Annotated in this window: 24 protein-coding genes; 14 read left to right on the forward strand and 10 right to left on the reverse strand. The window is 59.3% G+C overall.

The window, feature by feature from the left end; genetic code table 11:
- Nucleotides 1-76 precede the first annotated feature (76 nt).
- The 6 genes from ACXAH8_RS11125 to ACXAH8_RS11150 all read left to right on the forward strand — a co-directional run bounded on the left by ACXAH8_RS11125 (nucleotide 77) and on the right by ACXAH8_RS11150 (nucleotide 3,761).
- The gene (locus ACXAH8_RS11125) at nucleotides 77-352 is read left to right on the forward strand and encodes a rod-binding protein (RefSeq protein WP_475218378.1); all 276 of its coding nucleotides are present in this window, start codon (nucleotides 77-79) and stop codon (nucleotides 350-352) included.
- Complete coding sequence (locus tag ACXAH8_RS11130; RefSeq protein ID WP_475218380.1) at nucleotides 342-698, forward strand: flagellar biosynthesis protein FlgN; 357 nt, start codon at nucleotides 342-344, stop codon at nucleotides 696-698. Before ACXAH8_RS11125 ends, ACXAH8_RS11130 begins: the two co-directional genes overlap by 11 nt.
- 207 nt (nucleotides 699-905) lie before the next feature.
- Nucleotides 906-2,117 carry a flagellin gene (locus ACXAH8_RS11135; protein ID WP_170375639.1) on the forward strand — a complete coding sequence of 404 codons (1,212 nt, stop codon included), beginning with the start codon at nucleotides 906-908 and terminating at the stop codon, nucleotides 2,115-2,117.
- Nucleotides 2,118-2,194: 77 nt separating this feature from the next.
- The gene (gene flaF / locus ACXAH8_RS11140; RefSeq protein ID WP_475218384.1) at nucleotides 2,195-2,572 is read left to right on the forward strand and encodes a flagellar biosynthesis regulator FlaF; all 378 of its coding nucleotides are present in this window, start codon (nucleotides 2,195-2,197) and stop codon (nucleotides 2,570-2,572) included.
- Complete coding sequence (gene flbT, locus ACXAH8_RS11145) at nucleotides 2,569-2,970, forward strand: flagellar biosynthesis repressor FlbT (protein ID WP_475218386.1); 402 nt, start codon at nucleotides 2,569-2,571, stop codon at nucleotides 2,968-2,970. Before flaF ends, flbT begins: the two co-directional genes overlap by 4 nt.
- Nucleotides 2,967-3,761 (forward strand): DUF1217 domain-containing protein, encoded by a 795-nt coding sequence (locus ACXAH8_RS11150; RefSeq protein WP_475218388.1) that lies wholly within the window; start codon nucleotides 2,967-2,969, stop codon nucleotides 3,759-3,761. The genes flbT and ACXAH8_RS11150 overlap by 4 nt, the downstream gene beginning before the upstream one ends.
- Nucleotides 3,762-3,872: 111 nt before the next feature.
- Here the strand turns inward: ACXAH8_RS11150 and ACXAH8_RS11155 are convergent, their stop codons facing one another.
- The 3 genes from ACXAH8_RS11155 to ACXAH8_RS11165 form a co-directional block, all read right to left on the reverse strand.
- Nucleotides 3,873-5,450 (reverse strand): DUF427 domain-containing protein, encoded by a 1,578-nt coding sequence (locus ACXAH8_RS11155; protein ID WP_475218390.1) that lies wholly within the window; start codon nucleotides 5,448-5,450, stop codon nucleotides 3,873-3,875.
- A gap of 185 nt (nucleotides 5,451-5,635) precedes the next feature.
- Nucleotides 5,636-6,337 carry a winged helix-turn-helix domain-containing protein gene (locus tag ACXAH8_RS11160; protein WP_475218392.1) on the reverse strand — a complete coding sequence of 234 codons (702 nt, stop codon included), beginning with the start codon at nucleotides 6,335-6,337 and terminating at the stop codon, nucleotides 5,636-5,638.
- Nucleotides 6,309-6,596, reverse strand: coding sequence for a hypothetical protein (locus tag ACXAH8_RS11165; protein WP_170483167.1), 288 nt, complete (start codon nucleotides 6,594-6,596; stop codon nucleotides 6,309-6,311). Before ACXAH8_RS11165 ends, ACXAH8_RS11160 begins: the two co-directional genes overlap by 29 nt.
- Nucleotides 6,597-6,773: 177 nt before the next feature.
- Here ACXAH8_RS11165 and ACXAH8_RS11170 point away from each other — a divergent pair, with 177 nt between their 5' ends.
- The 4 genes from ACXAH8_RS11170 (at nucleotide 6,774) to ACXAH8_RS11185 (ending at nucleotide 10,700) form a co-directional block, all read left to right on the forward strand.
- Nucleotides 6,774-7,241 (forward strand): hypothetical protein, encoded by a 468-nt coding sequence (locus tag ACXAH8_RS11170; RefSeq protein WP_475218396.1) that lies wholly within the window; start codon nucleotides 6,774-6,776, stop codon nucleotides 7,239-7,241.
- Nucleotides 7,242-7,350: 109 nt separating this feature from the next.
- Nucleotides 7,351-7,968 (forward strand): ribonuclease HII, encoded by a 618-nt coding sequence (locus tag ACXAH8_RS11175; protein WP_475218398.1) that lies wholly within the window; start codon nucleotides 7,351-7,353, stop codon nucleotides 7,966-7,968.
- A 107-nt stretch (nucleotides 7,969-8,075) separates the two neighbouring features.
- Nucleotides 8,076-9,179, forward strand: coding sequence for a site-specific DNA-methyltransferase (locus tag ACXAH8_RS11180; RefSeq protein ID WP_170471442.1), 1,104 nt, complete (start codon nucleotides 8,076-8,078; stop codon nucleotides 9,177-9,179).
- A 138-nt stretch (nucleotides 9,180-9,317) separates the two neighbouring features.
- Entirely contained in the window at nucleotides 9,318-10,700 is a 1,383-nt protein-coding gene (locus ACXAH8_RS11185; RefSeq protein WP_475218400.1) for an adenylate/guanylate cyclase domain-containing protein, read from the forward strand.
- A gap of 78 nt (nucleotides 10,701-10,778) precedes the next feature.
- Here ACXAH8_RS11185 and ACXAH8_RS11190 read toward each other — a convergent pair whose 3' ends face one another.
- Nucleotides 10,779-11,915: an alkane 1-monooxygenase gene (locus ACXAH8_RS11190; RefSeq protein WP_475218402.1), complete on the reverse strand. Its 1,137-nt coding sequence runs from the start codon at nucleotides 11,913-11,915 to the stop codon at nucleotides 10,779-10,781.
- Nucleotides 11,916-11,976: 61 nt separating this feature from the next.
- Nucleotides 11,977-13,032, reverse strand: coding sequence for an A/G-specific adenine glycosylase (gene mutY, locus ACXAH8_RS11195; protein ID WP_475218404.1), 1,056 nt, complete (start codon nucleotides 13,030-13,032; stop codon nucleotides 11,977-11,979).
- An 81-nt stretch (nucleotides 13,033-13,113) separates the two neighbouring features.
- On the opposite strand from mutY, the gene ACXAH8_RS11200 reads away from it, so the two are divergent.
- On the forward strand, nucleotides 13,114-13,620 hold the full coding sequence (locus tag ACXAH8_RS11200; RefSeq protein WP_475218406.1) for a DUF721 domain-containing protein: 507 nt from the start codon (nucleotides 13,114-13,116) through the stop codon (nucleotides 13,618-13,620).
- A 13-nt stretch (nucleotides 13,621-13,633) separates the two neighbouring features.
- A complete protein-coding gene (locus ACXAH8_RS11205) occupies nucleotides 13,634-14,296 on the forward strand; it encodes a DsbA family protein (protein WP_170642622.1) in 663 nt (220 codons plus the stop codon).
- Nucleotides 14,297-14,336: 40 nt separating this feature from the next.
- On the opposite strand, the gene lpxK is transcribed toward ACXAH8_RS11205, so the two are convergent.
- The 5 genes from lpxK to ACXAH8_RS11230 all read right to left on the reverse strand — a co-directional run bounded on the left by lpxK (nucleotide 14,337) and on the right by ACXAH8_RS11230 (nucleotide 20,319).
- Nucleotides 14,337-15,338, reverse strand: coding sequence for a tetraacyldisaccharide 4'-kinase (gene lpxK, locus ACXAH8_RS11210; protein ID WP_475218408.1), 1,002 nt, complete (start codon nucleotides 15,336-15,338; stop codon nucleotides 14,337-14,339).
- Entirely contained in the window at nucleotides 15,325-16,560 is a 1,236-nt protein-coding gene (locus ACXAH8_RS11215) for a 3-deoxy-D-manno-octulosonic acid transferase (protein ID WP_475218410.1), read from the reverse strand. Before ACXAH8_RS11215 ends, lpxK begins: the two co-directional genes overlap by 14 nt.
- Nucleotides 16,557-17,357, reverse strand: coding sequence for an inositol monophosphatase family protein (locus tag ACXAH8_RS11220; RefSeq protein WP_475218412.1), 801 nt, complete (start codon nucleotides 17,355-17,357; stop codon nucleotides 16,557-16,559). The genes ACXAH8_RS11215 and ACXAH8_RS11220 overlap by 4 nt, the downstream gene beginning before the upstream one ends.
- Nucleotides 17,344-18,690 carry a TldD/PmbA family protein gene (locus ACXAH8_RS11225; RefSeq protein WP_475218414.1) on the reverse strand — a complete coding sequence of 449 codons (1,347 nt, stop codon included), beginning with the start codon at nucleotides 18,688-18,690 and terminating at the stop codon, nucleotides 17,344-17,346. The genes ACXAH8_RS11220 and ACXAH8_RS11225 overlap by 14 nt, the downstream gene beginning before the upstream one ends.
- A 108-nt stretch (nucleotides 18,691-18,798) precedes the next feature.
- Nucleotides 18,799-20,319: a DUF2125 domain-containing protein gene (locus ACXAH8_RS11230; RefSeq protein WP_475218416.1), complete on the reverse strand. Its 1,521-nt coding sequence runs from the start codon at nucleotides 20,317-20,319 to the stop codon at nucleotides 18,799-18,801.
- A gap of 139 nt (nucleotides 20,320-20,458) precedes the next feature.
- Here ACXAH8_RS11230 and ACXAH8_RS11235 point away from each other — a divergent pair, with 139 nt between their 5' ends.
- Nucleotides 20,459-21,202 carry an SDR family oxidoreductase gene (locus ACXAH8_RS11235; RefSeq protein WP_475218418.1) on the forward strand — a complete coding sequence of 248 codons (744 nt, stop codon included), beginning with the start codon at nucleotides 20,459-20,461 and terminating at the stop codon, nucleotides 21,200-21,202.
- A complete protein-coding gene (locus ACXAH8_RS11240) occupies nucleotides 21,199-21,807 on the forward strand; it encodes an enoyl-CoA hydratase/isomerase family protein (RefSeq protein WP_475218420.1) in 609 nt (202 codons plus the stop codon). Before ACXAH8_RS11235 ends, ACXAH8_RS11240 begins: the two co-directional genes overlap by 4 nt.

Raw genomic sequence — 21,807 nt, forward strand, 5'->3', positions numbered from 1 at the left:
CCCAAAGGAAGTTACGTTTATTTTAACCGCTTTCGTCTTTGATCAAGAAAGTTCGATGCAATTTTCGGAGAAGCCGATGAAAATCCCTCCCCTCCAGTCGATGCCGCCGCCGCCCTCAACCCATGACCGCCTGCAAGCCGCCGCAGTCGAGCTCGAGGCGGCGTTTCTGGCCGAAATGCTGAAATCCGCAGGCTTGGGAAAAGCACGCGATTCGTTCGGTGGCGGTGCCGGTGAGGACCAGTTCTCGTCCTTTCTTGTTCAGCAACAGGCCCGGCAAATGGCGCAATCCGGAGGCGTTGGCCTGTCTGAACTTCTGTTTCAATCCCTGATGGAGAATTCCGATGACGCATGAACCCAACCTTCTGATCAAATCTCTGGAAGAGGTTCTCGATCTTGAGCGCGTCGCGCTTGTGGACGGTGATCTTGAGCGTCTCAATCAAATGGCCCCTGAAAAAGAGAAACTGATCGGTGAGATAAACGATCTTCAGGTGCTGAGCAGCGATGATCTGCTTCGCGTCCATCAAAAGGTGGAGCGCAATCAGGCGCTGCTGAACAGCGCGGCCGAGGGGATTCGCGCGGTGGCCACCCGCATGGCAGAGCTGCGTCGCGTGCGGCAGGAATTCAGCACTTATGGAGCCGACGGGCAACGCAACGGTTTTACCGTGCGGGGTCAGGCAAAGCTGGAAAAACGCGCATAGGGCCAGAGTTGATTCAAATCCGAAATTTCGAGTCGGGCCGCTTTAGCACTCCGTTAGGGGATCGAGGTCAAAAGTGGTGCTGCACCTGAAACATCGGGTGGCGCGACGGGCCGGACGGCGCATCGCACAGGTCAGAAAGACACCAAAGCCCGCTTATCTTGCGGGGTGATCTTGGGCGCTGAAGCCCTAACGTAAAAGGATGGAACTATGTCCAGTATTCTGACAAACAACGGCGCGATGGTTGCGCTGCAGACTCTGAAATCGGTCAACAAAAACCTCGAGATGACCCAGAACGCGATCTCGACCGGCAAGGATGTCGCAACAGCAAAAGACAACTCGGCCGTCTGGGCGATTTCCAAAGTGATGGAATCGGATGTCAAAGGTTTCAACGCGATCAAAGACAGCCTTTCGCTGGGTGAATCGACGGTCGCTGTTGCGCGAAACGCGTCTGAAACTGTCACCGACCTTCTTACCCAGATGAAGGAAAAGATCGTCGCGGCGCAGGAAGACAACGTGGATCGTGGTAAGATCAACGATGATGTGACTGCGCTGAAGAACCAGATCACTTCGGTCGTGGGTGCTGCCCAATTCAATGGGTTGAACCTTGTTGATGGTTCGGCTGGTTCAGCATCCATCCTGGCCTCTTTGGATCGGGACAACACTGGAGCTGTGACAGCTTCTTCCATCACGGTGGCGGGTCAGAACCTGTCGACCGGTGGCTATACCTCAGCGGCTGTATTCGACGGCTCGACCGGCTCGTCGACAGCCAATGATCGGGTCGGTGCCACCATTGCTGCTGGTGCTACATCGGCAACCGCACTGGTGACTGATGAGTCCAGTGGTGCTTTTGCGGCGGGCGACAAAGTGGTTGTCGCTATTGATGATCAGGTTGTCTCCTACACCGTGTCTGCGGCAGATGCGGCAGCCACCACGACCGGTGACCTTGTTGCCGTTGGTTTGAAAGCCAAGATAGAAGAGTTAGGCATAACCGGTCTGACCGTCGACTACGACTCGGGCACGGCAGGCACTCTGTCTGTTACTAATGGCACGGGTTCAGACGTTTCGTTCTCTGCTCAGTACGTGAACGCAGGCTCGGGTGGTCTGGGTGCGCTGACTGGCATTGACGTGTCGACCGGTCCGGGAGCAACCGCCGCGCTGGCAGCTGTTGAATCGCTGATCGACACCTCGATCGACGCTTCGGCCGCATTCGGTTCGGCCCAGGGCCGGATCGAGACCCAGAAAGAGTTCATTTCGAACCTGACTGACTCGTTTAAATCGGGCATCGGCTCATTGGTGGACGCCAATATGGAAGAAACCTCGGCCCGTTTGCAGGCTCTGCAGGTGCAGCAGCAGCTGGCCACCCAGTCGCTGTCGATTGCCAACCAGGCGCCGCAGTCGATCCTGTCTCTGTTCCGTTAAACTCGGAACCCGGCCGGGGCGTGAACACCACGCCCCGGTCCTGACTGCCTGAAGACGACCTATTGGAAGGATTTCAAGTGACACCGCAAAGCTACACTCAACGCGCCTATGCGCAATCTGCCGCTCCGACCCGCACGCCGCGGGATACAGAGTATGAGGCGATCTCGAAAATCACGCATCGGCTCAAGGCAGCAGCGGCCCGGAAGGCAACGGATTTTTCCGGATTTGTTCAGGCACTGCATGAAAATCGGCGGTTGTGGACTGTGCTGGCGACTGGCGTAGCGGATTCGAACAACTCGCTGCCGAAGGATCTGCGCGCGCGGATTTTCTACTTGGCCGAATTTACGGAACAACACAGTGCGCAGATTTTGGGGAACACCGCGACGGTAGAGCCTCTGCTGGAGATCAACATGGCCGTTCTGCGCGGCCTACGACACATGAGGGCCGCCGGATGAGTGGCCTGGTCCTGAAACTTGCCCCGAAAGAGCGGGTGTTGATCAATGGTGTAGTGATCGAGAATGGAGACCGCCGCAGCCGGTTTTCGATCATGACATCGCAAGCCAACGTTTTGCGACTGCGCGATGCGATCCACCCGGACGAAGTCACAACGCCTGTGCGCCGCGTTTGCTATGCCGCGCAGCTGGTGCTGTCCGGTGATATGGAGCCCGATCAGGCGCGCCAGCAATTGCTGCGCCGCGTTGAGGAGCTGAGCCAGGTGTTCACGGATTCAGACAGTCGTCGTGTCCTGAGCGAGGCGACCGAAGCACTGGTGGCCGAGCAATACTATAAATGCCTCAAGTCCCTCCGCTCCTTGCTGCCGCGGGAAGAGCGGTTGATGGCGTACCAGCAATGACGTTCCAGCCTGTCATACCCTCTGGCGGTATTGTTGGCTGGCGTTTTTTGCAACGGACCTACGAAGCGCAACTGGAGAGCTTTACGAATTCCAGCGTCAACCAGAGGGACAGGAAGTATTTTCTGGAAAACATAAGCAAGGTTCAATCTGCAGAAGACCTTGTGTCGGATCGTCGGCTGCTACAGGTGGCTTTGGGCGCCTTCGGATTGGAAGAGGACCTCAACAATCGCTTCTTCATCCAAAAGGTATTGGAAGATGGAACCAGAGTTGATGATGCTCTGTCCAACCGGCTGTCTGACAAACGGTATCGCGAGTTTTCTCAAGCCTTCGGTTTTGGCCCCGGAGAGGTGCGCAAGACCGGACTGATCACGAATATGGAGCAGATTGCCGAAGACAATTTGGTGTCCCGTTTCGAAGTTTCGGTCGGTGAGACAAATGAGACGATGCGGATTTCCCTCTACGCGCAACATGCGCTTAGCGAACTTGCTGCCGGTGACAGCCGCGCGGATACGAAGTGGTTCGATTTGATGGGCTTGCCGCCCTTGCGCAGCATGATGGAGACCGCGCTTGGCCTGCCATCCTCGTTCTCGCAGCTCGATTTGGACAGGCAGCTTGAGGTGTTCAAGGACCGTTTGTCAGGCTTGACCGGATCGGATAATCTGGCCCAATTCACCGACCCTGAGGCCATCCAGAAACTGACTGATACGTATCTGGCCCGCAGTCAGATCGCGCAACTGCAAAGCACAATATCACCGGCGCAGACCGCTTTGATCTTGTTGGGTGCGGGCTAGAGTTGGTGCTTTTTGCACCAATCGTCAGGGCGGTGGGATGGGACCTAATCCAGTCTGCACATCATATGGTCGAACCAAATCAAACGCAGCGAGCTTGATATTTCGCCGAGCTTAAGCTGGGTCCCCGACTTCAACATCAGCCGCTGTACGCAGGGCAAAACACGTGACTGGCTGGGACACGTTGCGCAGTTTGATATCGCCGAGGGGGATTGCATTGCAGCATGCGGGCTCAATGTCTTGCGAGACGACAATGCGGTACCCGGTCGATTTACTATGCTCACCCAGACGTGCAGCGACGTTGGCGGCTTGTCCGATAACGGTGAAATCCAACCGTTCGCGCGAGCCGACATTGCCATAGGTCACCCGGCCATAGGACACGCCGATTGAGCAGTCGCAGTGGATATCAGGATCCGCTGAACGCAGTTCGGCGAGTTTTTCGACGATTTCTGTTGCCGCCTGTTGGGCATTCGCGCGGGCCTGCGCGGGTTCCGCACCCGCTGGGAAAACGGCCAGAACGGCGTCGCCTATGAATTTCAGAACCTCGCCCCCGTTTTCGTCCACGATACCCGAGACCGTTTCAAAGAACTCGTTCAGCAGATTGATATAGGCATCCCGGCTAAGGCTTTCCTCCAGGCTGGTCGAGTTGCGCAAATCGCAGAACATGATGGCTGCATCAATCTCATCCCCGTCGCCGCGTCGGATCTCTCCGCCCAGCACGCGCGCGCCTGAGCGTTTGCCAACATAGGTTTCCAGCAGAACCTGTGCGTTTTCGCGTTGCATGAACACCTCGTAAAAGCGGGCGATCACGGCGGAGCATTCGAATACCAACCCAAGGTTCTCTGTCGTGAACCCATCGGGATGATCGCAGCTGAGCGTTAGTACGTTTGTTCGACCGTCCGAGAAAGGCAGCGGCATGGCGACATAGTCCGTGGCCCCTTTGGCGCGCAGATCTTCAATGATGGGAAAGCTGTTGTGCGGGTTCTCTTCGTTCACCCTCTGGCGCACGCCGCCCAACCCGTTCGAGACATGGCGCAACGGGCTGTTGATGAACGCAGGGTGGTCGTAGATTTCATAGGTGGGCGCGCGGGTCAGGATCTCATCCTCGCCCTTCTCCCAAATAAAGTGTTTACCCGCGATCAAGGGGTGCAAGGACCATGCCAGAATACTGAGGCGCTGGATCGCTATCCCGTGTTCCAGCATCTTTTCAGCCAGCGCCTTGGTGAACGCTTCGGGTGTATCCGACAGGGACGCCCCACGCATCAGCCAGTCGATCAGCGGACCGCTGATATTGCTGTCTTCGGTGTCGCGCAGTTGGTTCTTGCCCAAGTCGATATCCGTATAGGCACTGGGCATGAATCCAATATGCCCCCGAATTGCAGCGCTCTCTGGCAAGGCGTCGTCATAGGCCCATACCGAATTGGTCAGGCGACCTCCGGGCAAGTTGATATCGTGATAGGTCGCGGTTCCTTTGAAGGGGCAAAAGGTTTGCAGGCCGGTTTCACCGCTCAGATCGACGCACACATCCGCACGCGGGACGTAGATTGTCGGCGGTAGCCGGGTTTCATACATCACCTTGGCATTCCGGCTTTCGGCCAACAGGAGGCCATCGCGAAAAATCGCGATCCTGTCGGACAGATGTTCGACCGAGATGTCATAACCGTTGGATTTTGGTGTGGTGTGGACGTTCATCGCCATCCCTCCCTTGCCCGGAGTCCCTATAGAATGGGCGTTTTGGTCGGGCATTCCAAGAGGGGCGCGGGTTTTCCTGCGGCCAATAGCGTTTCGAGTTTATGTTGTATCGCTTATTCGCTGCCTCTCCCTTCGGTCGAACGCAAAAAGCGATACAGGGCGCTTCAACGAAAACTCGAAACGCTCTAAACCATCTGGATGACGTCTTTTTCGATCGAAAGCATATAGCCCTTTTTGGCGATGTTCTTGACCAGCAACTCACTGACCATCTGATTGCCCAAGGCGTCGCGCAGCCGTTTGATGCGGGTGGCGCCTGCGGCCTCGTCACAATCGGCTGCATCGCGCCCCGATATCGTCGCCTCGATCTGTGCGCCTGATAGGACCTCATCATCCAAACGGGATTCCGCCAGCACCGAGAGGGTCTCCATGGCCGCTGGGGTCAGTTTGAAGTCCATGTTGTTCAGGTAGACGGTGTTTTCCTCGCGGCTGATCAGCAGCGATGTCACCTGGATGCCGGTGCGTTCGATCTGTGCCATGCGCCGGTTCAGCAGCGCAAGCATCACCAGAAACACGAGGGCCGAGATCATCATCGCGCAGGCAAAAACCAGCAGCACATAGATCACCATGCGGTAACTGGACAGCGTATCGGCAAAGGCCGTCCCGGATTGGGCCAGAATCTCGAGCAACCGGATTTCGGATTGTGAGGTCAGATCCGCCTCGACAAAAAGCTGTTCAACGCGGGCGTTGAAGGCGTTGGCATCGGGCAGCGTCCAGAACAGGAACAGCGCGGCGGTGATCAGGATCACGACAATGGCGGCAATGCCCAGACCGAAAAGACGCACGCCCGAGCGTCGCGCCTCAGAAACGGAGATAGAATTGTCCGGCATTGGCCTTCCTTTGATCCAACCCTTCCGGCCCAAAGACGGACTGGACATTCAGCAGGGTCCACCCCGAACCGCTGAGGCGTTGGGCGACTTCACTCGTTGCCTGACCCTTGTCGCAGGACGACACTTGCATCACGCCGTAGTGCAGGCGCAGCGGGTTGTCCTGTTTGGCCTTGTAGTCGGCATAACATTCGGCGGCCAAAGCCACCGGGGCCACCGATATTAGCGCCGCTGCGACCAGAGAAGAGAAGATCTGTTTCATAAGCTGCATCCTGCGCATGGCTTGGGTTGATATTCAATGACCAAAGGGGTTTGCGGTGCCTGATATCCAATAACACGCGGCCGATATTGCTTGTCTGAGGGGGGTGGACCCAGTGTTGAGGCATCAAAGACGCGGTCCATCACGGGGTCGCCAAAATCTCGGAAAAGGACAGGCATCATGCATAGGAAATTCATCGCTCTGATCATCGCGACGGCAATGGCGATTACCGGCGTATCAGCCTCAAAGGCGCGTGCTGCGGATACGGGAGATATTCTCGGTGGGCTGGCCGCGATCGCGATCATTGGCGCAGGGGTGCATTACTACAACAAGGAAAAGCGCAAGGATCGTGAGAAGGCCTCACGGCAAAACAACCACGTGCAAACCGCGCCTCAGGTCAAACACCACAAGGTGAAGCCTTTGCCGAGACACGTGGCACGCTATGACCTGCCACAACGCTGCTTGCGCCAGCATGACAATTACGGGCAACGTCCGCTGTTGGGCACAAAGTGCCTCAAGAAGCACTACAAACACGCCAAAAGCCTGCCGCAAGAGTGCAAGGTCGGTTTCTGGAATGGCAACAAGGTGAAGCGGGCGTATGAACCTGCATGCCTGCGCCATCACGGATACCGCGTCGTTTACAAGTAACACGGTCGAGCAGGAGTGGTGCAAAACAGCACCGCGATGAGAGAGGGTGGCGTAAGCTGCCCTCTCTTTTTTTGTTGCGGCGGCTGTGAAAACGCGGTTTTCCGAAGGGATGACAAAACCGAATTATGAACTCGAACAGGGTCTGCACGCGCAGGGCCATATCCGGATAGCAGGCGTGGATGAGGTCGGGCGCGGCCCGTTGGCCGGACCTGTGGTTGCTGCCGCCGTGATCCTGAACCCAGACGATATTCCTGACGGGCTGAACGATTCCAAGAAGCTCTCGCTCAAGCGACGCACAGCGTTGGAGGCAGAGTTGCGGGACCGGGCCGAGATCGCCTTGGCCGAGGCGTCGGTCGCCGAGATTGATGAGCTCAATATCCTGCGCGCCTCGCATCTGGCCATGGTTCGCGCGGTTCAGGCGCTGGATCCGGCACCCGATTTCTTGCTGATCGACGGGAATATGATTCCAAACGGGCTGCAGATTCCGTCCGACGCCGTGATCAAGGGGGATGGTATATCTGTGTCGATTGCGGCGGCTTCGATCATCGCGAAAAACTGGCGCGATCAGCTGATGGTGGATTTAGCGCAACAGCATCCCGGCTACGGCTGGGAGGCAAATGCCGGATATCCGACAAAACAGCACCGCGAGGCGCTGCAAAATCTTGGCGTGACCCCACATCATAGGCGTTCGTTCAAGACGGTACACAATATCTTGTATCAAGAGTAAATCGTAAGTCGCTGATTCAAAAAAGAAATTGACGGCGAATCGTCTTTGACTCATCCTTGTCTCAACCAAATGAGCGCAAAAGCGCCGTGGATACTTGAGGCAGTGATATGACAACGACCACAAAAAAGGGCGCAAAAGCGCTCCCTTTAAACACGATTCTATCTGGGGACTGCATCGATGTGATGAACAGTCTGCCCGAGGCGTCGGTTGATCTGATCTTTGCGGATCCGCCCTATAATTTGCAGCTAAAAGGCCAGTTGCACCGCCCCGATAACAGCCAGGTGGATGCGGTTGACGATCACTGGGATCAATTCTCAAGCTTCGGTGCTTATGACCAGTTCACGCGTGAGTGGCTGAAGGCGGCGCATCGTCTGCTGAAACCCAATGGCGCGATCTGGGTGATTGGCTCGTACCATAACATCTTCCGCGTGGGCTCGGCCCTACAGGACGCGGGATATTGGATTCTGAACGATGTCGTATGGCGCAAGTCGAACCCGATGCCGAATTTCCGCGGCAAGCGGTTCACCAATGCGCATGAAACGATGATCTGGGCGTCGAAGCGCGAAGGCGCGAAATACACGTTCAACTACGAAGCTTTGAAGGCGCTGAACGAAGGCGTGCAGATGCGTAGTGACTGGGTTCTGCCGATCTGCACCGGGCATGAGCGCCTGAAGGACGAAAACGGCGACAAGGCGCATCCGACACAGAAGCCGGAGTCTCTGCTGCACCGCGTTCTGATTGGCTCGACCAATCCTGGTGACGTGATTTTGGATCCGTTCTTTGGCACCGGCACAACAGGTGCCGTCGCCAAGATGCTAGGCCGTGAGTTCATCGGCATCGAGCGCGAAGAAAGCTATCGCAAAGTGGCCGAGAAGCGCATCTCGAAGGTGCGCAAATTCGACCGCGAGGCGCTGGAGGTCAGCGCCAGCAAACGCGCCGAACCGCGTGTGCCTTTCGGCCAATTGGTCGAACGTGGGATGCTGCGCCCGGGCGAAGAGCTTTACTCGATGAACCAGCGCCACAAAGCCAAGGTTCGCGCGGATGGAACGTTGGTTGGCGACAATGTCAAAGGCTCGATCCATCAGGTTGGTGCGCATCTTGAGAACGCCCCCTCCTGCAACGGCTGGACCTATTGGTGCTTCAAGCGCGATGGCAAAACGGTGCCGATCGATGTGCTGCGCCAGCAGATCCGGGCCGAGATGCACAACTGATATCACGAAAACCGCCGGTGCCTGTGGCCTGACACAAGGCACTACGCCTTGCCCCGCCGTTCTCGGCGGGGTCTTTTGTTTTCCGGTCATAGGTGATTGCATGGGCGCGTCGCCAGCACCGCCTCAGAGGTTTCTGTCATGAGCGAGACAACTGCCAGCCCATCCAGACTGGAACGGTTCGCCGTCACACAGCCAGATGTTGTGGATCTGGACAACAAATACACCGAAGCCGCAATGCAACGGCACAAGCAGGAGGGTCTGGAACTGGCCGTCCGCGCACGCTGGATTGCTATGGCCTTGACCGGTGTTCTACTAATCTTTCTGAACCCGCAATGGGAGGTGCTGTGGTATCATTTCATCCTGCTTCTCATCTGTGCCAATGGTTGGTTGATCCGGCGCGCAGGACGGGTCGGGCAATCGCGGACCGAGCTGTTGCTGATCTTCGTCGATCTTCTGATCATGACGCTTGGGATGATTGTGCCGAACCCGTTCAGCGATGATGTGCGGCCTTTGGCCATGCAGTACCGGTTCGATAATTTTCAATATTTCTTCATCATTCTGGCTGCCGGAACGCTGGCCTATTCGTGGCGTACGGTTGTCGCGATTGGCTCCTGGACGGCACTAATTTGGACGGCGGGTTGGATCATCGCTTGGTGGGTGGCCACGCCGATTCCGGGGATCAGCCAGAAGGTGGCGGCGGCTTTGCAGGGCTATCCGGACGTCGCAGAGCTGCTGGACCCAAACAGTTTCGATATCCCACAGCGCATTCAGCAGGTGATCGTGTTCGTCATGGTTGCGGTGACGCTTGGCGTGTCGATGCGACGGCTAAATCGCTTGTTGATGAGCAATGCAGGGCTGGAGCGGGAGCGAGCCAACCTGTCGCGCTACTTCTCGCCCAATGTGGTCGATGAGCTCAGCCAGAATGACGAGCCGCTTAAACAGGTGCGCAAGGCGGATATTGCGGTGCTGTTCATCGACATTGTGGGCTTTACGAAATTTGCGGCCGGACGGGACCCCTATGAGGTGATCGAGGTGTTGCGCGGGTTTCACGCTCGTATGGAGGCTGAGGTGTTTCACCACCGTGGCACTTTGGACAAATATCTGGGTGACGGGCTTATGGCGACTTTTGGCACTCCGGTCGCAACGCCTTTGGACGCCACCAATGCGCTGGGCTGCGCGCGCGCGATGGTTGGCGTCATCGACGATTGGAACCAGGAACGGCTTCGTGCGGGAGAGCATGATATCCATGTCGGGATCGGCGTGCATTTTGGTTCGGTCGTTCTGGGGGATATCGGGGCCAACCGGTTGGAATTTGCTGTGATTGGAGATGCGGTGAATGTCTCGGCCAAGTTGGAGGCGATAACCCGTGATTTTAACGCCCGGATCGTGGTCAGTGACGCGTTGCGGGAGCAGGCATTGCGCGAGAATCCGAATGGCGGAGCGTTGATGGATGGGTTTCAGAAACGCCAGGGCCAGACCGTTCGCGGAGTTGAAACCCCTATGGATATCTGGGTTTTGTGAACGGCTCCCGCCTGTTTGGGCAGCATCAAAGATGCAGCCCCTCAAGTTGGGCCGGGCAGCGCGCGGTGCGCGCTGCTGTCACGCCCTTGGGCCTGGGTTCAGTGCTTTGTTGTAGGGGTGCCAGTCGGTGATCTCGGGGTAGTAGTGCCGCCGCCAAGCGCGGACGCGAGGGTTCATGACGCGGCGCCACAAGGGCGGGATCATCGCGGCGACGGTCATGACCGGGTAGCCGTAGGGCAGTTGCGGTGCGTCTTCCTGCGCGTGGTTCTGCAGCAGCGGGAAGCGACGATTGGGTTTGTAGTGGTGATCCGAGTGCCGCTGCAGGTTGATCAGTAGCCAGTTCGACGCTTTTTGCGAGGCGTTCCATGAATGCCGAGGCAGAACGTGTTCGTATTTGCCCTCGCCCAAGTGTTTTCGCGTCAGGCCGTAGTGTTCCACGTAGTTGACCAGCTCTAACTGCCAGATTGCGACGCCCGCTTGCAGTAGGAATAGGGCGAGGCCGGGCCATCCTCCGATCAGGGCGGCGAGGATCAGCATGCCGGTTTGCAGCGCCCAGTAGCGCCAGAACGGGTTAGAGCGGTCAGTCCAGAGGCGGTCCTTGCGGGCCAGCTTGTTGCGCTCGGCCCGGAAGGCCGAGATCAGACATTGCAGCAGGACGCGGGGGTAGAAGCGGTGGAAGCCTTCGTTGTAGCGCGCCGTTACAGGGTCGCGCGGGGTGCCGACGTGACGGTGATGGACCAACAGATGCTCGGACCGGAAATGAGAATACAAGACCATCGCGAGAAGGAGATCGCCCAGCCAACGTTCGGACCGGGATTTCTGGTGCATCAGCTCGTGGCTGTAGTTGATCCCGATCGTGCCTGAAATGACCCCCATACCGAAGAACAGCCCGATTTTCGAACAGCTCGACAGGTGATCGCTATGGTTTGCGTACCAGATCAGGCCAAACAGCGTGACGAATTGGACAGGCGCCCAGAGCTTGGTCAGCAGGATATACCAATGCAGCGCGTCATCGGGCGTTTCAGGGTCGGCGTTTTGCAGGTTTAGGCCGGTCAGGCGGTCCAAAACCGCAAAGGCCCACCATGTGGAGAGCGGGATCAGCAAAACCCACCAACCCCCTGCAAAGGCCGTTGCCCAGATCAGCGGGATCAGCAAGAAGGACACCCAATAGGGCAGGGCAGCTTGCCAGCGCGAGAGGGTTTGAGTCGCGATCATCCATGATGCTCCGAATAGGCAGGTGAACCCTAGCCGGACAGACCGGGCTTGCCCAGCGGGCTTATTGATCCTGCCACAGGTCGTAGGCTTTGCGCATCACTGTCGGCAGGTCGCTGGGTTTGAAGTCATGCTTGGGCAATAGGGTCAGCCCGTCGGGTTCGGTGCCCTCGGGCAGCGGTGCGGTCCAGATCCGCAACACCAGATGGAAATGCGTGAATGTATGGCGCACCTCGCCGTTCAGCGCGCGCCACTCTGCCGAAAACGGCGGGGCCTCGGGCGGGGTCTCGGACCAGTCCGAGCCGGGCCAGCCCAACATACCACCCAGCAGACCCTTGTCGGGGCGGCGTTCCAGCAGGAACGCTCCGTTTGGGTGTTGCGCGATGTAGACATGGCCGAATCGCGTGGGTTTGGGCTTTTTGGGCGACTTCTTCGGCAGCTCAGGTTGCGTGCCTGCAGCGCGGGCAAGGCAGGGGGTCTGCACGGGGCAGATTCCACAGGCCGGGGATTTGGGTGTGCAGATTGTGGCTCCCAGATCCATTACGGCCTGCGCGTAGTCTCCGGGGCGCAGCTCTGGTGTCAGTGCGGCTGCTCTCTCCTTCAGAACAGGTTTTGATCCGGGCAACGGGTCGTGAATATCGTAAAGCCGTGCCATCACCCGCTCGACATTGCCATCCAGCACAGTTTCGGGCCGGTCAAACGCAATGGCCGAGATCGCGGCGGCGGTATAGGGGCCTATACCCGGCAGGTCCAACAGCGCGTCATAGGTGTCGGGGAACTGTCCGTTGTGCTTATCCGCCACTACACGGGCGCATTTCAGCAGGTTGCGGGCGCGGGCGTAGTAGCCGAGGCCTGCCCATTCCCCCATGACCTGATCATCGGGGGCGGCAGCCAGCGCCTGCACGGTCGGCCAGCGCGTGGTGAAGCGGGTGAAATAGTCCCGGACGGCGGCGACGGTTGTCTGTTGCAGCATGACCTCGGACAGCCAGACCCGGTAAGGGTCCGGCACCACGCCTGCGGCGCGATCGGCAGGGCCGACACGCCATGGCATCTCACGCGCGTGGCGGTCATACCAGTCGAGCAATTCAGCGCTCAGGTTAAATTCGGGGCTGTCACGCAAGTTTTATCTATCTCACTGTCGGGTTTCGCTGGCGCCTGCTGGCCTGCCTACTACAATAGCGGTGCAGGAGTTGGAAACCAGATGCAGCGCAGACGTTCTTCGACCCGCGGGTTCAAACGCACCGCGACATTGCTGAACGATCAGATCAGGCGCGCCGGCGAAAGCCGGGGCTTTGCGGTTTCGCGCCTTCTGACCCACTGGGCCGAGATCGTGGGCCGGGACACTGCCGCCATCGCAAGACCCGTGAATGTGGGCTATGGCCGGAACGGGATGGGGGCGACCCTGACCGTACTGACAACCGGGCCACAGGCCCCAATGCTGGAAATGCAGAAAGAACAACTGCGAGGGAAGGTGAACGCCGTTTACGGCTACAACGCGATCAGCCGTGTGCGCATCACCCAGACCGCTCCGACCGGATTTGCCGAGGGGCAGGCCAGTTTCGACCACAAGCCGAAACAAGCGAAACCAGAGATCAAACCTGAAATCATGGCCGAAGCGGGCAGGGTCTCGCAGGATGTCCATGATGAAGATTTACGTGCGGCCCTTGAACGTCTGGGCCGCAACGTTTTATCCAAGCAGAAACGCTGAGAAAGGGCTGAGAATGAGCCGTATTGCAACCGTAATCTGTGCGGCTGTCGCCGTAGCCGCTGGTGGCTATTGGATGACAGCTTCGAACACGTCTTCCGTCAATCCTTTGGTTGGCAGCGCCATCGCGCAAGAGGCCAATCTCGACACCTCTACGATCATCGAGATGGTGCAAGGGGCCGAGGATGCGCCGGTCGAGATCATCGAATATGCCTCCTACACTTGTCCGCATTGCGCCACCTTCCATCAGGGTGCCTATAAGCAGCTGAAGAAGGACTTCATCGACACCGGCAAGGTCAAGTTCATCTATCGTGAGGTCTACTTTGACCGCTATGGCTTGTGGGCGTCGATGGTTGCGCGCTGCGCAGGGCCTGAGAAGTTCTTTGGCATCACCGATCTGATCTATCAGGGCCAGTCCGAATGGACCCGCGCCGGTGGTCCAACGGAGATCGTAGATGAGCTACGCAAGATCGGCCGTCTGGCGGGTATCGACAATGACCAGCTTGAGGCCTGCTTGCAGGACGGCACACGCGCCCAGACTCTGGTGGCGTGGTACCAGGAAAACGCTGAACGCGATGATGTGACGGGCACTCCGTCCTTTGTTGTGAACGGCAAGAAGGTTTCGAACCAGTCCTATGAGGACTTCAAGAAGCTGATCGAAGACGAATTGGGCAGCTAATTGCTCTTTGGTCGGCCTGTTTTCGGGCCGACCATTTCCGTCACTTAGGAGATGGGGCCGCTTTCAGGATCATCTCTTTGACCTGCTCGGGGTCGTTCACTTGCAGCCGGACGGGCAGGGTGACGACCTTGTTGCGGAAAGCTTGCGGCAGGCGCACTGCGTCTTTTTCCGTTGTAACCATCTGAGCGCCCAGCAGGCGCGCCTCGTTTTCAAGCCGGGTCATCAGCGCCGGGGTCAGTGGTTGATGATCGTCGAGCGCCTCGGCACGCAAGAGCTCGGCCCCTTGCTGGCGCAGGGTCTGAAAGAACTTCTCAGGGTGGCCGATCCCGGCAAAAGCCAGAACCCGCGATCCAGCCCAGTCCATGCCGGTTTGCAACGGCGCGACAACGCCCGTTGCATGAGGCACCGTTAGCTTGTGGCCCCATTGCGCCACGAAGTCTTCTTGGGTTTGCGTATCGCCCAATGACAGAACCAGATCGGCTCGTTTCAAGCCGACCTCTACGGGTTCGCGCAGGGGACCGGCTGGCAGGCACAGGCCGTTGCCGAATCCGCGCTGGGCGTCCACTACGATGATCGAGAAATCCTTAGCGACGGCCGGATTTTGGAAGCCATCATCCAGAACGATTGCGCTTGCGCCCGCCTGGGCCGCGGCGCGCGCACCTGCGGCACGGTCCTTGGCGACCCAGACCTCGGCGAACATGGCCAGCAGAAGCGGCTCATCCCCGACCTGCGCGGCGCTGTGTTTGGTGGGGTCGACCCGAACCGGGCCTTCCAGCGAACCACCATGGCCGCGCGTGACGACATGCGGCTCGTGCCACGCGTCGCGCAGCTGTTCCAGTACCCAGATCACCGTGGGTGTCTTGCCGGTTCCGCCTGCATTCAGGTTGCCGATGCAGATAACTGGCACACCCGGATTCACTCCGGGATCCGAGCTGACCCGGCGCGCAGTGGCTGCCGCATAAAGCCGCCCCAACGGGCTGAGTAGTCGGGCACGCAGCGCCGGGCGCGCAGGGTCCGAGTTCCAGAAGTCAGGCGCGCGCATCGTGGCTACTCCGCTGGTCCAGAAGGTCCTGCAGCATGTCGACTAGCCGCTCGGCATGAGGGGCCCCTTCGGTGATCGCCTGCCAGCCCGCCAGAGCCATCCCCGCCGCGCGATCCGGGGCCAGAAGGGCGACGACCGCATCTCCAAGCTCGGTCGCGGTTTTGACCGGATGGGCGGCACCAGCCTCGGCAAGGCGGGCATAAACCGACTGATAGATATCGATATGAGGGCCATAGATAACCGCCGATCCTAGCGCGACAGCATCCAGCGGGTCCTGCCCCCCCGCGCCGCGTTCCAGCGAGCTGGCCATGAAGGACACTGGTGAAACACGCTGCCAAAGGCCAAGATCTTCGGGCTCAGAGCTGACAATCACCTGCGTCGTGTCCTCAATAGGACCGCCACCATCCCAATTGGAACAGCGCAAGTCCATAGTTTCAAGCCGTCGTTGCAGCGGCGCGGCCTCTGCCCGATCCGACACGTGCAAGATCAGCGCCAATCGCGGCAGAATGCGCAGCGCTTGCCGATGCGCACTGAGGACCGAGATGAACTCTTTCGCCTGAACCCGCGCCGCCAGCCAGACCGGACGTCCGGCGAGGGCGTGGTTGGTCTCGATCAATTCGTCCTCGGGCCAGGGTTGCGGGTTCGGACTGAACTGCAGTGGGGGCGCTTTGCGCACTTTGGAGGAGGTAACCCCCATCCGCCGGATCTGGCGCGTTGTGTCATCGGTGGTGGTGAGGATATGCTCGAAGCAATCGAACGTATATCTGCTGATATCCGGCAGCCACCGCGCATTGCGGGACAAGACGACATCCAACTGCGCCTCGATCAGAAGCATCGGGATTTTGCACTCTTCCGCGCGGGTAATGATGCTGGGCATCAATCCCCCTCCGACCCAAAGACCCAGATCGGGTTTCCAATGGTCCAGAAAAGCCCGCGCTGCGCCGGTTTGTTCGGCGGGTAGGTTGACCATGGGAAAGGGGATTCCTGTCCAGCGGCTCAGGTCGATCTCGGGCGGGGCGCTCAGCAGGATCGACAGGCCGGGTCGGGCCTGTTGCAGTCTAAGGCAAAAGTCACTGATCGCACGCAAGCGGTCGCGTGTTGCGATGTGAACCCACACAAGCTCTCCGTCCGGGCGGGGCTGATCCGGTCGGATGCTTTGCTGTGCACCCCCCCAGGACAGGACCCGGTAGGCCGCAAGGCTCAGAGATCGCGGTTTGCTCATGGGGCGATGCCAGGGCCGTTCGGATCAAGCCGGGACGAAAGCTGGGTGTGGATGTCCTGCGCCGCGGCCAGAACGCCGTTTAGCCGAGGCTGCGCGTTGTTGAACCGCAGGGGCTGGCCTGCGCGATCAGTGCAGATCCCTCCGGCCTCGCGAATGATCAGGTCGCCCGCCGCGATATCCCATTCCCAACTGGGTCGCAGGGTCAACATGCCGTCAAAACGCCCCTCACCGACCAGGGCCATGCGATAGGCCAGCGATGGGCGATAGGCACGGTCAAACTCCGGCACGTCGCCATCGCGCCAATGGTGGCTGTTCATGTTGGGCTTGGCGGCCAGAATTGTGGCAGCCCCAAGCGTCGAAGCCTTCGAGGCGCTGATTGGCGCACCGTTCAAGGTCGCCCCCTGACCTTTCGCCGCCGCATAGAATAGGTCGCGCAGGGGCAGGTAGATCACAGCTGCGGTGACTTCTCCGTGCTCAGTAACGGCCAACGAATGTGCCCAGGTGCGCGAACCTTCGGCAAAACTGCGGGTGCCGTCAATCGGGTCTACAATGAAGGCGCGGTCCCGCGACAGGCGGTCCTCGGTATCCTCGGTCTCTTCGCTGAGCCAGCCATAGTCGGGTCGCGCCTTGGGCAGCATCTGTTCCAGCATTTCGTTGACCGCCAGATCGGCCTCAGTCACTGGTCCGGCACCGTCGGGCTTGTCCCAACGCTGGGCCTGCGCGCCCGAGAAACGGGTCGCGATCTCTCCGGCCTTGCGTGCGGCTTCAATCAGGAGTGGCAGGTCAGTTGCCGGCAAGGGTCATCCCTTCGATCAGCACCGAGGGCACAACGCGCGACAGGTAGGGGCGCGCGTCATTGGCCGGGATGATCCGTTTCAGCATGTCGCGCAGGTTGCCCGCGATGGTGCATTCATTGACCGGATGCGTGATTTCACCATTCTCGACCCAAAACCCCGAGGCCCCGCGCGAGTAGTCCCCGGTATTGGGGTTGATCGTCGATCCGATCATAGAGGTGACCAGCAACCCGGTTCCCATATCCCGCAGCAGATCTTCGCGGGTTTGGGTGCCCTGGGTCAGGCTCAGGTTCCAGTTGCTGGGCGAGGGTGGCCCCGAGACGCCGCGCGCGGCATTGCCGGTTGAGGTCATGCCAAGCTTGCGGGCGCTGGCCAGATCCAGCGTCCATCCGGTCAGCACTCCGTTCTCAACAATCGCCCGGCGGCGCGTTGCCAGCCCTTCGGCGTCAAATGGGCGCGAGCCCGAGATACGTGGGCGGTGCGGGTCTTCGATCAGCGACAGATGCTCGGGCAATACCTGCTCGCCCAGACAATCTTGCAGCCACGACGCCCCTCGCGCGATCGCTGCGCCGTTGCTGGCGGCCAGTAAGTGCCCGATCAGTGAGGATGAAATGCGCTCGTCAAAGAGCACCGGAAAACCGCCCGTTGCGGGCTGGCGCGCGCCAACCTGTTCGACCGCGCGTTCCCCGGCCCTGCGTCCGATCTCCTCGGCGTCCCGCAAGTCGGCTTGGAAGGTGCGGCTGTCGCCGTCGTAGTCCCGCTCCATCCCGGTGCCTTCGCCCGAGATCGCAACGCAGGATGTTGACCGGCTGCTGCGCGCATACCCGCCCGAGAATCCGTTGGTGGCCGCCAGATGCACCCGATGTGTGCCATAGCCCGCCGCCGCGTCCGAGACTTGCGATACACCGGATACAGCCAGAGCGGAAGCCTCAGCCGCCAGCGCATCTTGCATCAGTGCTTCGGCAGAGGGTTCTGGGGAGGGGTCAAACAGCTCAAGCGCGTCGAGATCCCAACCGTTGGTTAATTCCTCGCTGGCCGCCAGACCGGTGAAAGGGTCCTCAGGCGCTTCGCGCGCCATGGCGACGGCCCGTTCGGCCATGGCCGTCAGCGTTTCGGGACGGCTGTCCGAGCTTGAAACAATGGCCTGCTGCTTACCAAGAAACACCCGCAGCCCCAGATCGGTGCCTTCTGAGCGTTCCGCATGTTCCAGCGCGCCGCCACGTACCTCGACCGAAACGGAGGATCCGTCGATCACGATGGCATCTGCCGCCTCGGCCCCGGCGAAGCGCGCGGCGTCAAGCAATTGCTGGCTGATTTCTTCTGGTGTGCGGGTCATGCGGCCTCCGGATGTGTTGCCAAGGACCTAGCCTTGCACCGCGCCTCTCGCAAGACCCTGACGGTATTGTGTGGGAGGGCCGATCACCTGCGGCCCTCCCGGATAGCATTACTTAATGCGCTGACCATTGGCCAGAATCTGACCGTCTTCAGAGAATTCGATTGTCGAATTCAGCGTGTCGGGTTCATCGCCCGGAACAGCCATCATGCCCATCATCATACGCGCGCCCAAAGCATCATTGTCGGACATCAGGCCCATGCCGATCAGTTTGTCGATCAGTGCATTGGCCCCAACCAATTGCAGGTTCGCAACGCCAGTCGGAATGGGCATGCCGAATTCGTCGAGGTTTTCGTTGTCCAACGTGAAATCACCATCCCCGGTCAAGCGCGCGCCAACCATCGAGACCAGCAATTCGTTGATTTTCAGCGAATGCAGCTCGGCAGGGACTTCCCCTTCTTCTTCAAGCGCAGCAGCCTGTTCCGGATCGAAGATGTTCAACAGAACTTTCGCGGTGCCGGTGGTGTCCAGCGCAATGGTGGCAGGATCGCGTGGCAGGTTGCCCGCGGGGTCGAAAATGCTCCAGAGGACATCAGACATGGTGAAATCGGTCAGGTTCAAGCCAAAGGCGAAGGGCGCGGCTTCCTCCGATTCCTGCACCGGGATGTCCAGGTTCAGACCCGCCTTAGCCATCGCGATCTCGATGGGAAAAGGCAGGTCACCGGTCGTCACTGCCAGTTTCGCGTCATTCTGCTCAAGGTCATAGGCCACACGTTCGCCATCTACGCTGGCCTCAAGTCGGCCACCTTGCGACGAGCTTGCCATGGTGAATTGCTCACCTTCGCTAACGCCGCTGATGTCTGTCTTGCCCGAGCCGTAGGCGACCATGCCGGAAAAGGCGAAGCCTGCGTCATACAGTGCCTGCGGGTCGGCCAGATCAAACCCAGAAGGCAGGACACTGTCGCCGCTGGATGTCAGGCCGTTCAGCACCCCATCAATCAACCCCGATTCCCCGGTTTCAGGGTCTTTGAAGCTGAACTTATAGGCCATTTGGTCGGCGTCGAGCGTCTGCGTGATCTCGCGATTGTCGCCGATCAGCATGCGCGATGTGCCAGCCATACCTGTAAATTCGATACCACCTTCCAGCGCATCTTCGGGAATTGGCTCGTCGCCGCCTTCGATCGAATCCAAAACAATCCCGAGGGCCGCCGCCGAATAGTCATAGGTCATGTCGGACGGATCACCTGACACAACCATTTCCAAATCTGTCTGGCTGTAGGTCAGGTTTGCTGTGAACTTTTCATCTTCAACGCCGCCCGAAATGACCATCGGAAAGCTTCCGGGGAAGCCGACGTTGACGGTGCCATCGCCGTTTTCGGTCAGTGTGACCTCGGGCATGGTCATCTGGAACTGTCCGTCCTCTTCGGGGAAGTCCATGGACAGGGTCATATCGTTGATGGTCATGACATCGCCAGCGCTGCTGGGTTCGCCCTCGACCGTGTAACCTACGGACCGGAAATACTCCTGCCAGTCGTTCCAGACGTCATTTGCGGTCAGGTCGGCATATGCACCTTGAGTTGCGACGGTATAAGCCAGAACGGCGCCACAGCTGCGGCGGATGAAAACAGACATAAGGTAACCCTTCTTGATCAATTTGCGCGCATGGTCGGGGTTGTGGCAGGCATCGTCAAGGGGGCAAGGGCTGGACCCTTTCCCCGTTTCCGCGTTACGCCTGTAGCCAAAGGTCAGCCCAAGACGTGAGGAGCGTTAAATGCAGGGAAAAACAGTACTCATAACAGGGGCCAGCCGCGGAATCGGTGCCGAGGCCGCGCGCGTGTTTGCCGCAGCCGGGGCGAATGTCGCGCTGGTGGCCCGTAGTCATGATCAGATTGACGCGCTTGCGGCCGCTTTGGGCGACAATGCGATGGCACTGGCCTGCGACGTCAGCGATTTCGCGCAGGTCGAACAAGCGGTGGCCGATTGCGTCGCGCGTTTCGGCGGTTTGGACGTTCTGATCGGCAATGCCGGTGTGATCGAGCCGATCTTTCACCTGTCAAATGCCGATGTCAGGGCCTGGAGTCAGGCCATTGATATCAACCTCAAAGGTGTTTTCTACGGAATGCGTGCCGCTCTGCCAGTGATGCGGGCGGCGGGCGGCGGGACCGTTCTAACCGTTTCTTCAGGCGCAGCCTCGAACCCGGTTGAGGCCTGGAGCCACTATTGCGCCTCGAAAGCCGGGGCCAAGATGCTGACGGAATGTCTGCATCTGGAAGAGGCTCATAACGGCATCCGCGCCATGGGCCTGTCGCCAGGAACAGTGGCAACCGATATGCAGCGTGTCATCAAGGCCAGCGGCATCAACCCTGTCAGCCAGCTAGACTGGGATGTTCACATCCCGGCGGATTGGCCCGCACGGGCATTGCTGTGGATGTGTTCTTCGGACGCCGACGAATATCTGGGGGTCGAGATTTCCCTGCGCCAAGACGACATTCGCCAAAGGATCGGCCTGACGTGATTGAACTGACCAAGGAAGACGGGTTGTGGACGGTCACGATCAACAATCCGGGCAAGGCCAACGCACTGACAGGCGCGATGCTGACCGAGTTGGCCGAAATCGCCGAGGCCGCAACCGAGGCGCGCGCCCTGATCCTGACCGGCGCGGGCAAGGTCTTCAGCGCTGGTGCTGATCTGGAGGAAGCCCGCGCGGGGCTTGCAACCTCGGACGTCTGGGAGCGGTTGTCAGGTGCAATCGCGGCACTGCCATGCCTGACCGTTGCTGCATTGAACGGAACGCTGGCGGGCGGTGCAAACGGCATGGTCTTGGCCTGCGACCTGCGAATCGCGGTGCCTTCGGCCAAGTTCTTCTATCCGGTGATGAAGCTGGGCTTTCTGCCACAGCCCTCCGACCCCAAGCGCTTGGCCGCTTTGATCGGGCCGGCGCGCACCAAGCTGATTCTGATGTCGGGCCAGAAGATCTCGGCAGAGGAGGCGTATGCGTTCGGTCTGGTGGATCGCATCGTATCGCCGGACGAGCTAATGCCGACGGCCCGCGAGCTGGTGGCCGACAGCCTGGCGGCCAAACCTGAGATCGCAGCAGGGATTGCAGAGCTGTGTCGCTGA

This window comes from Ruegeria sp. ABV3_008 (genome assembly GCF_056161185.1).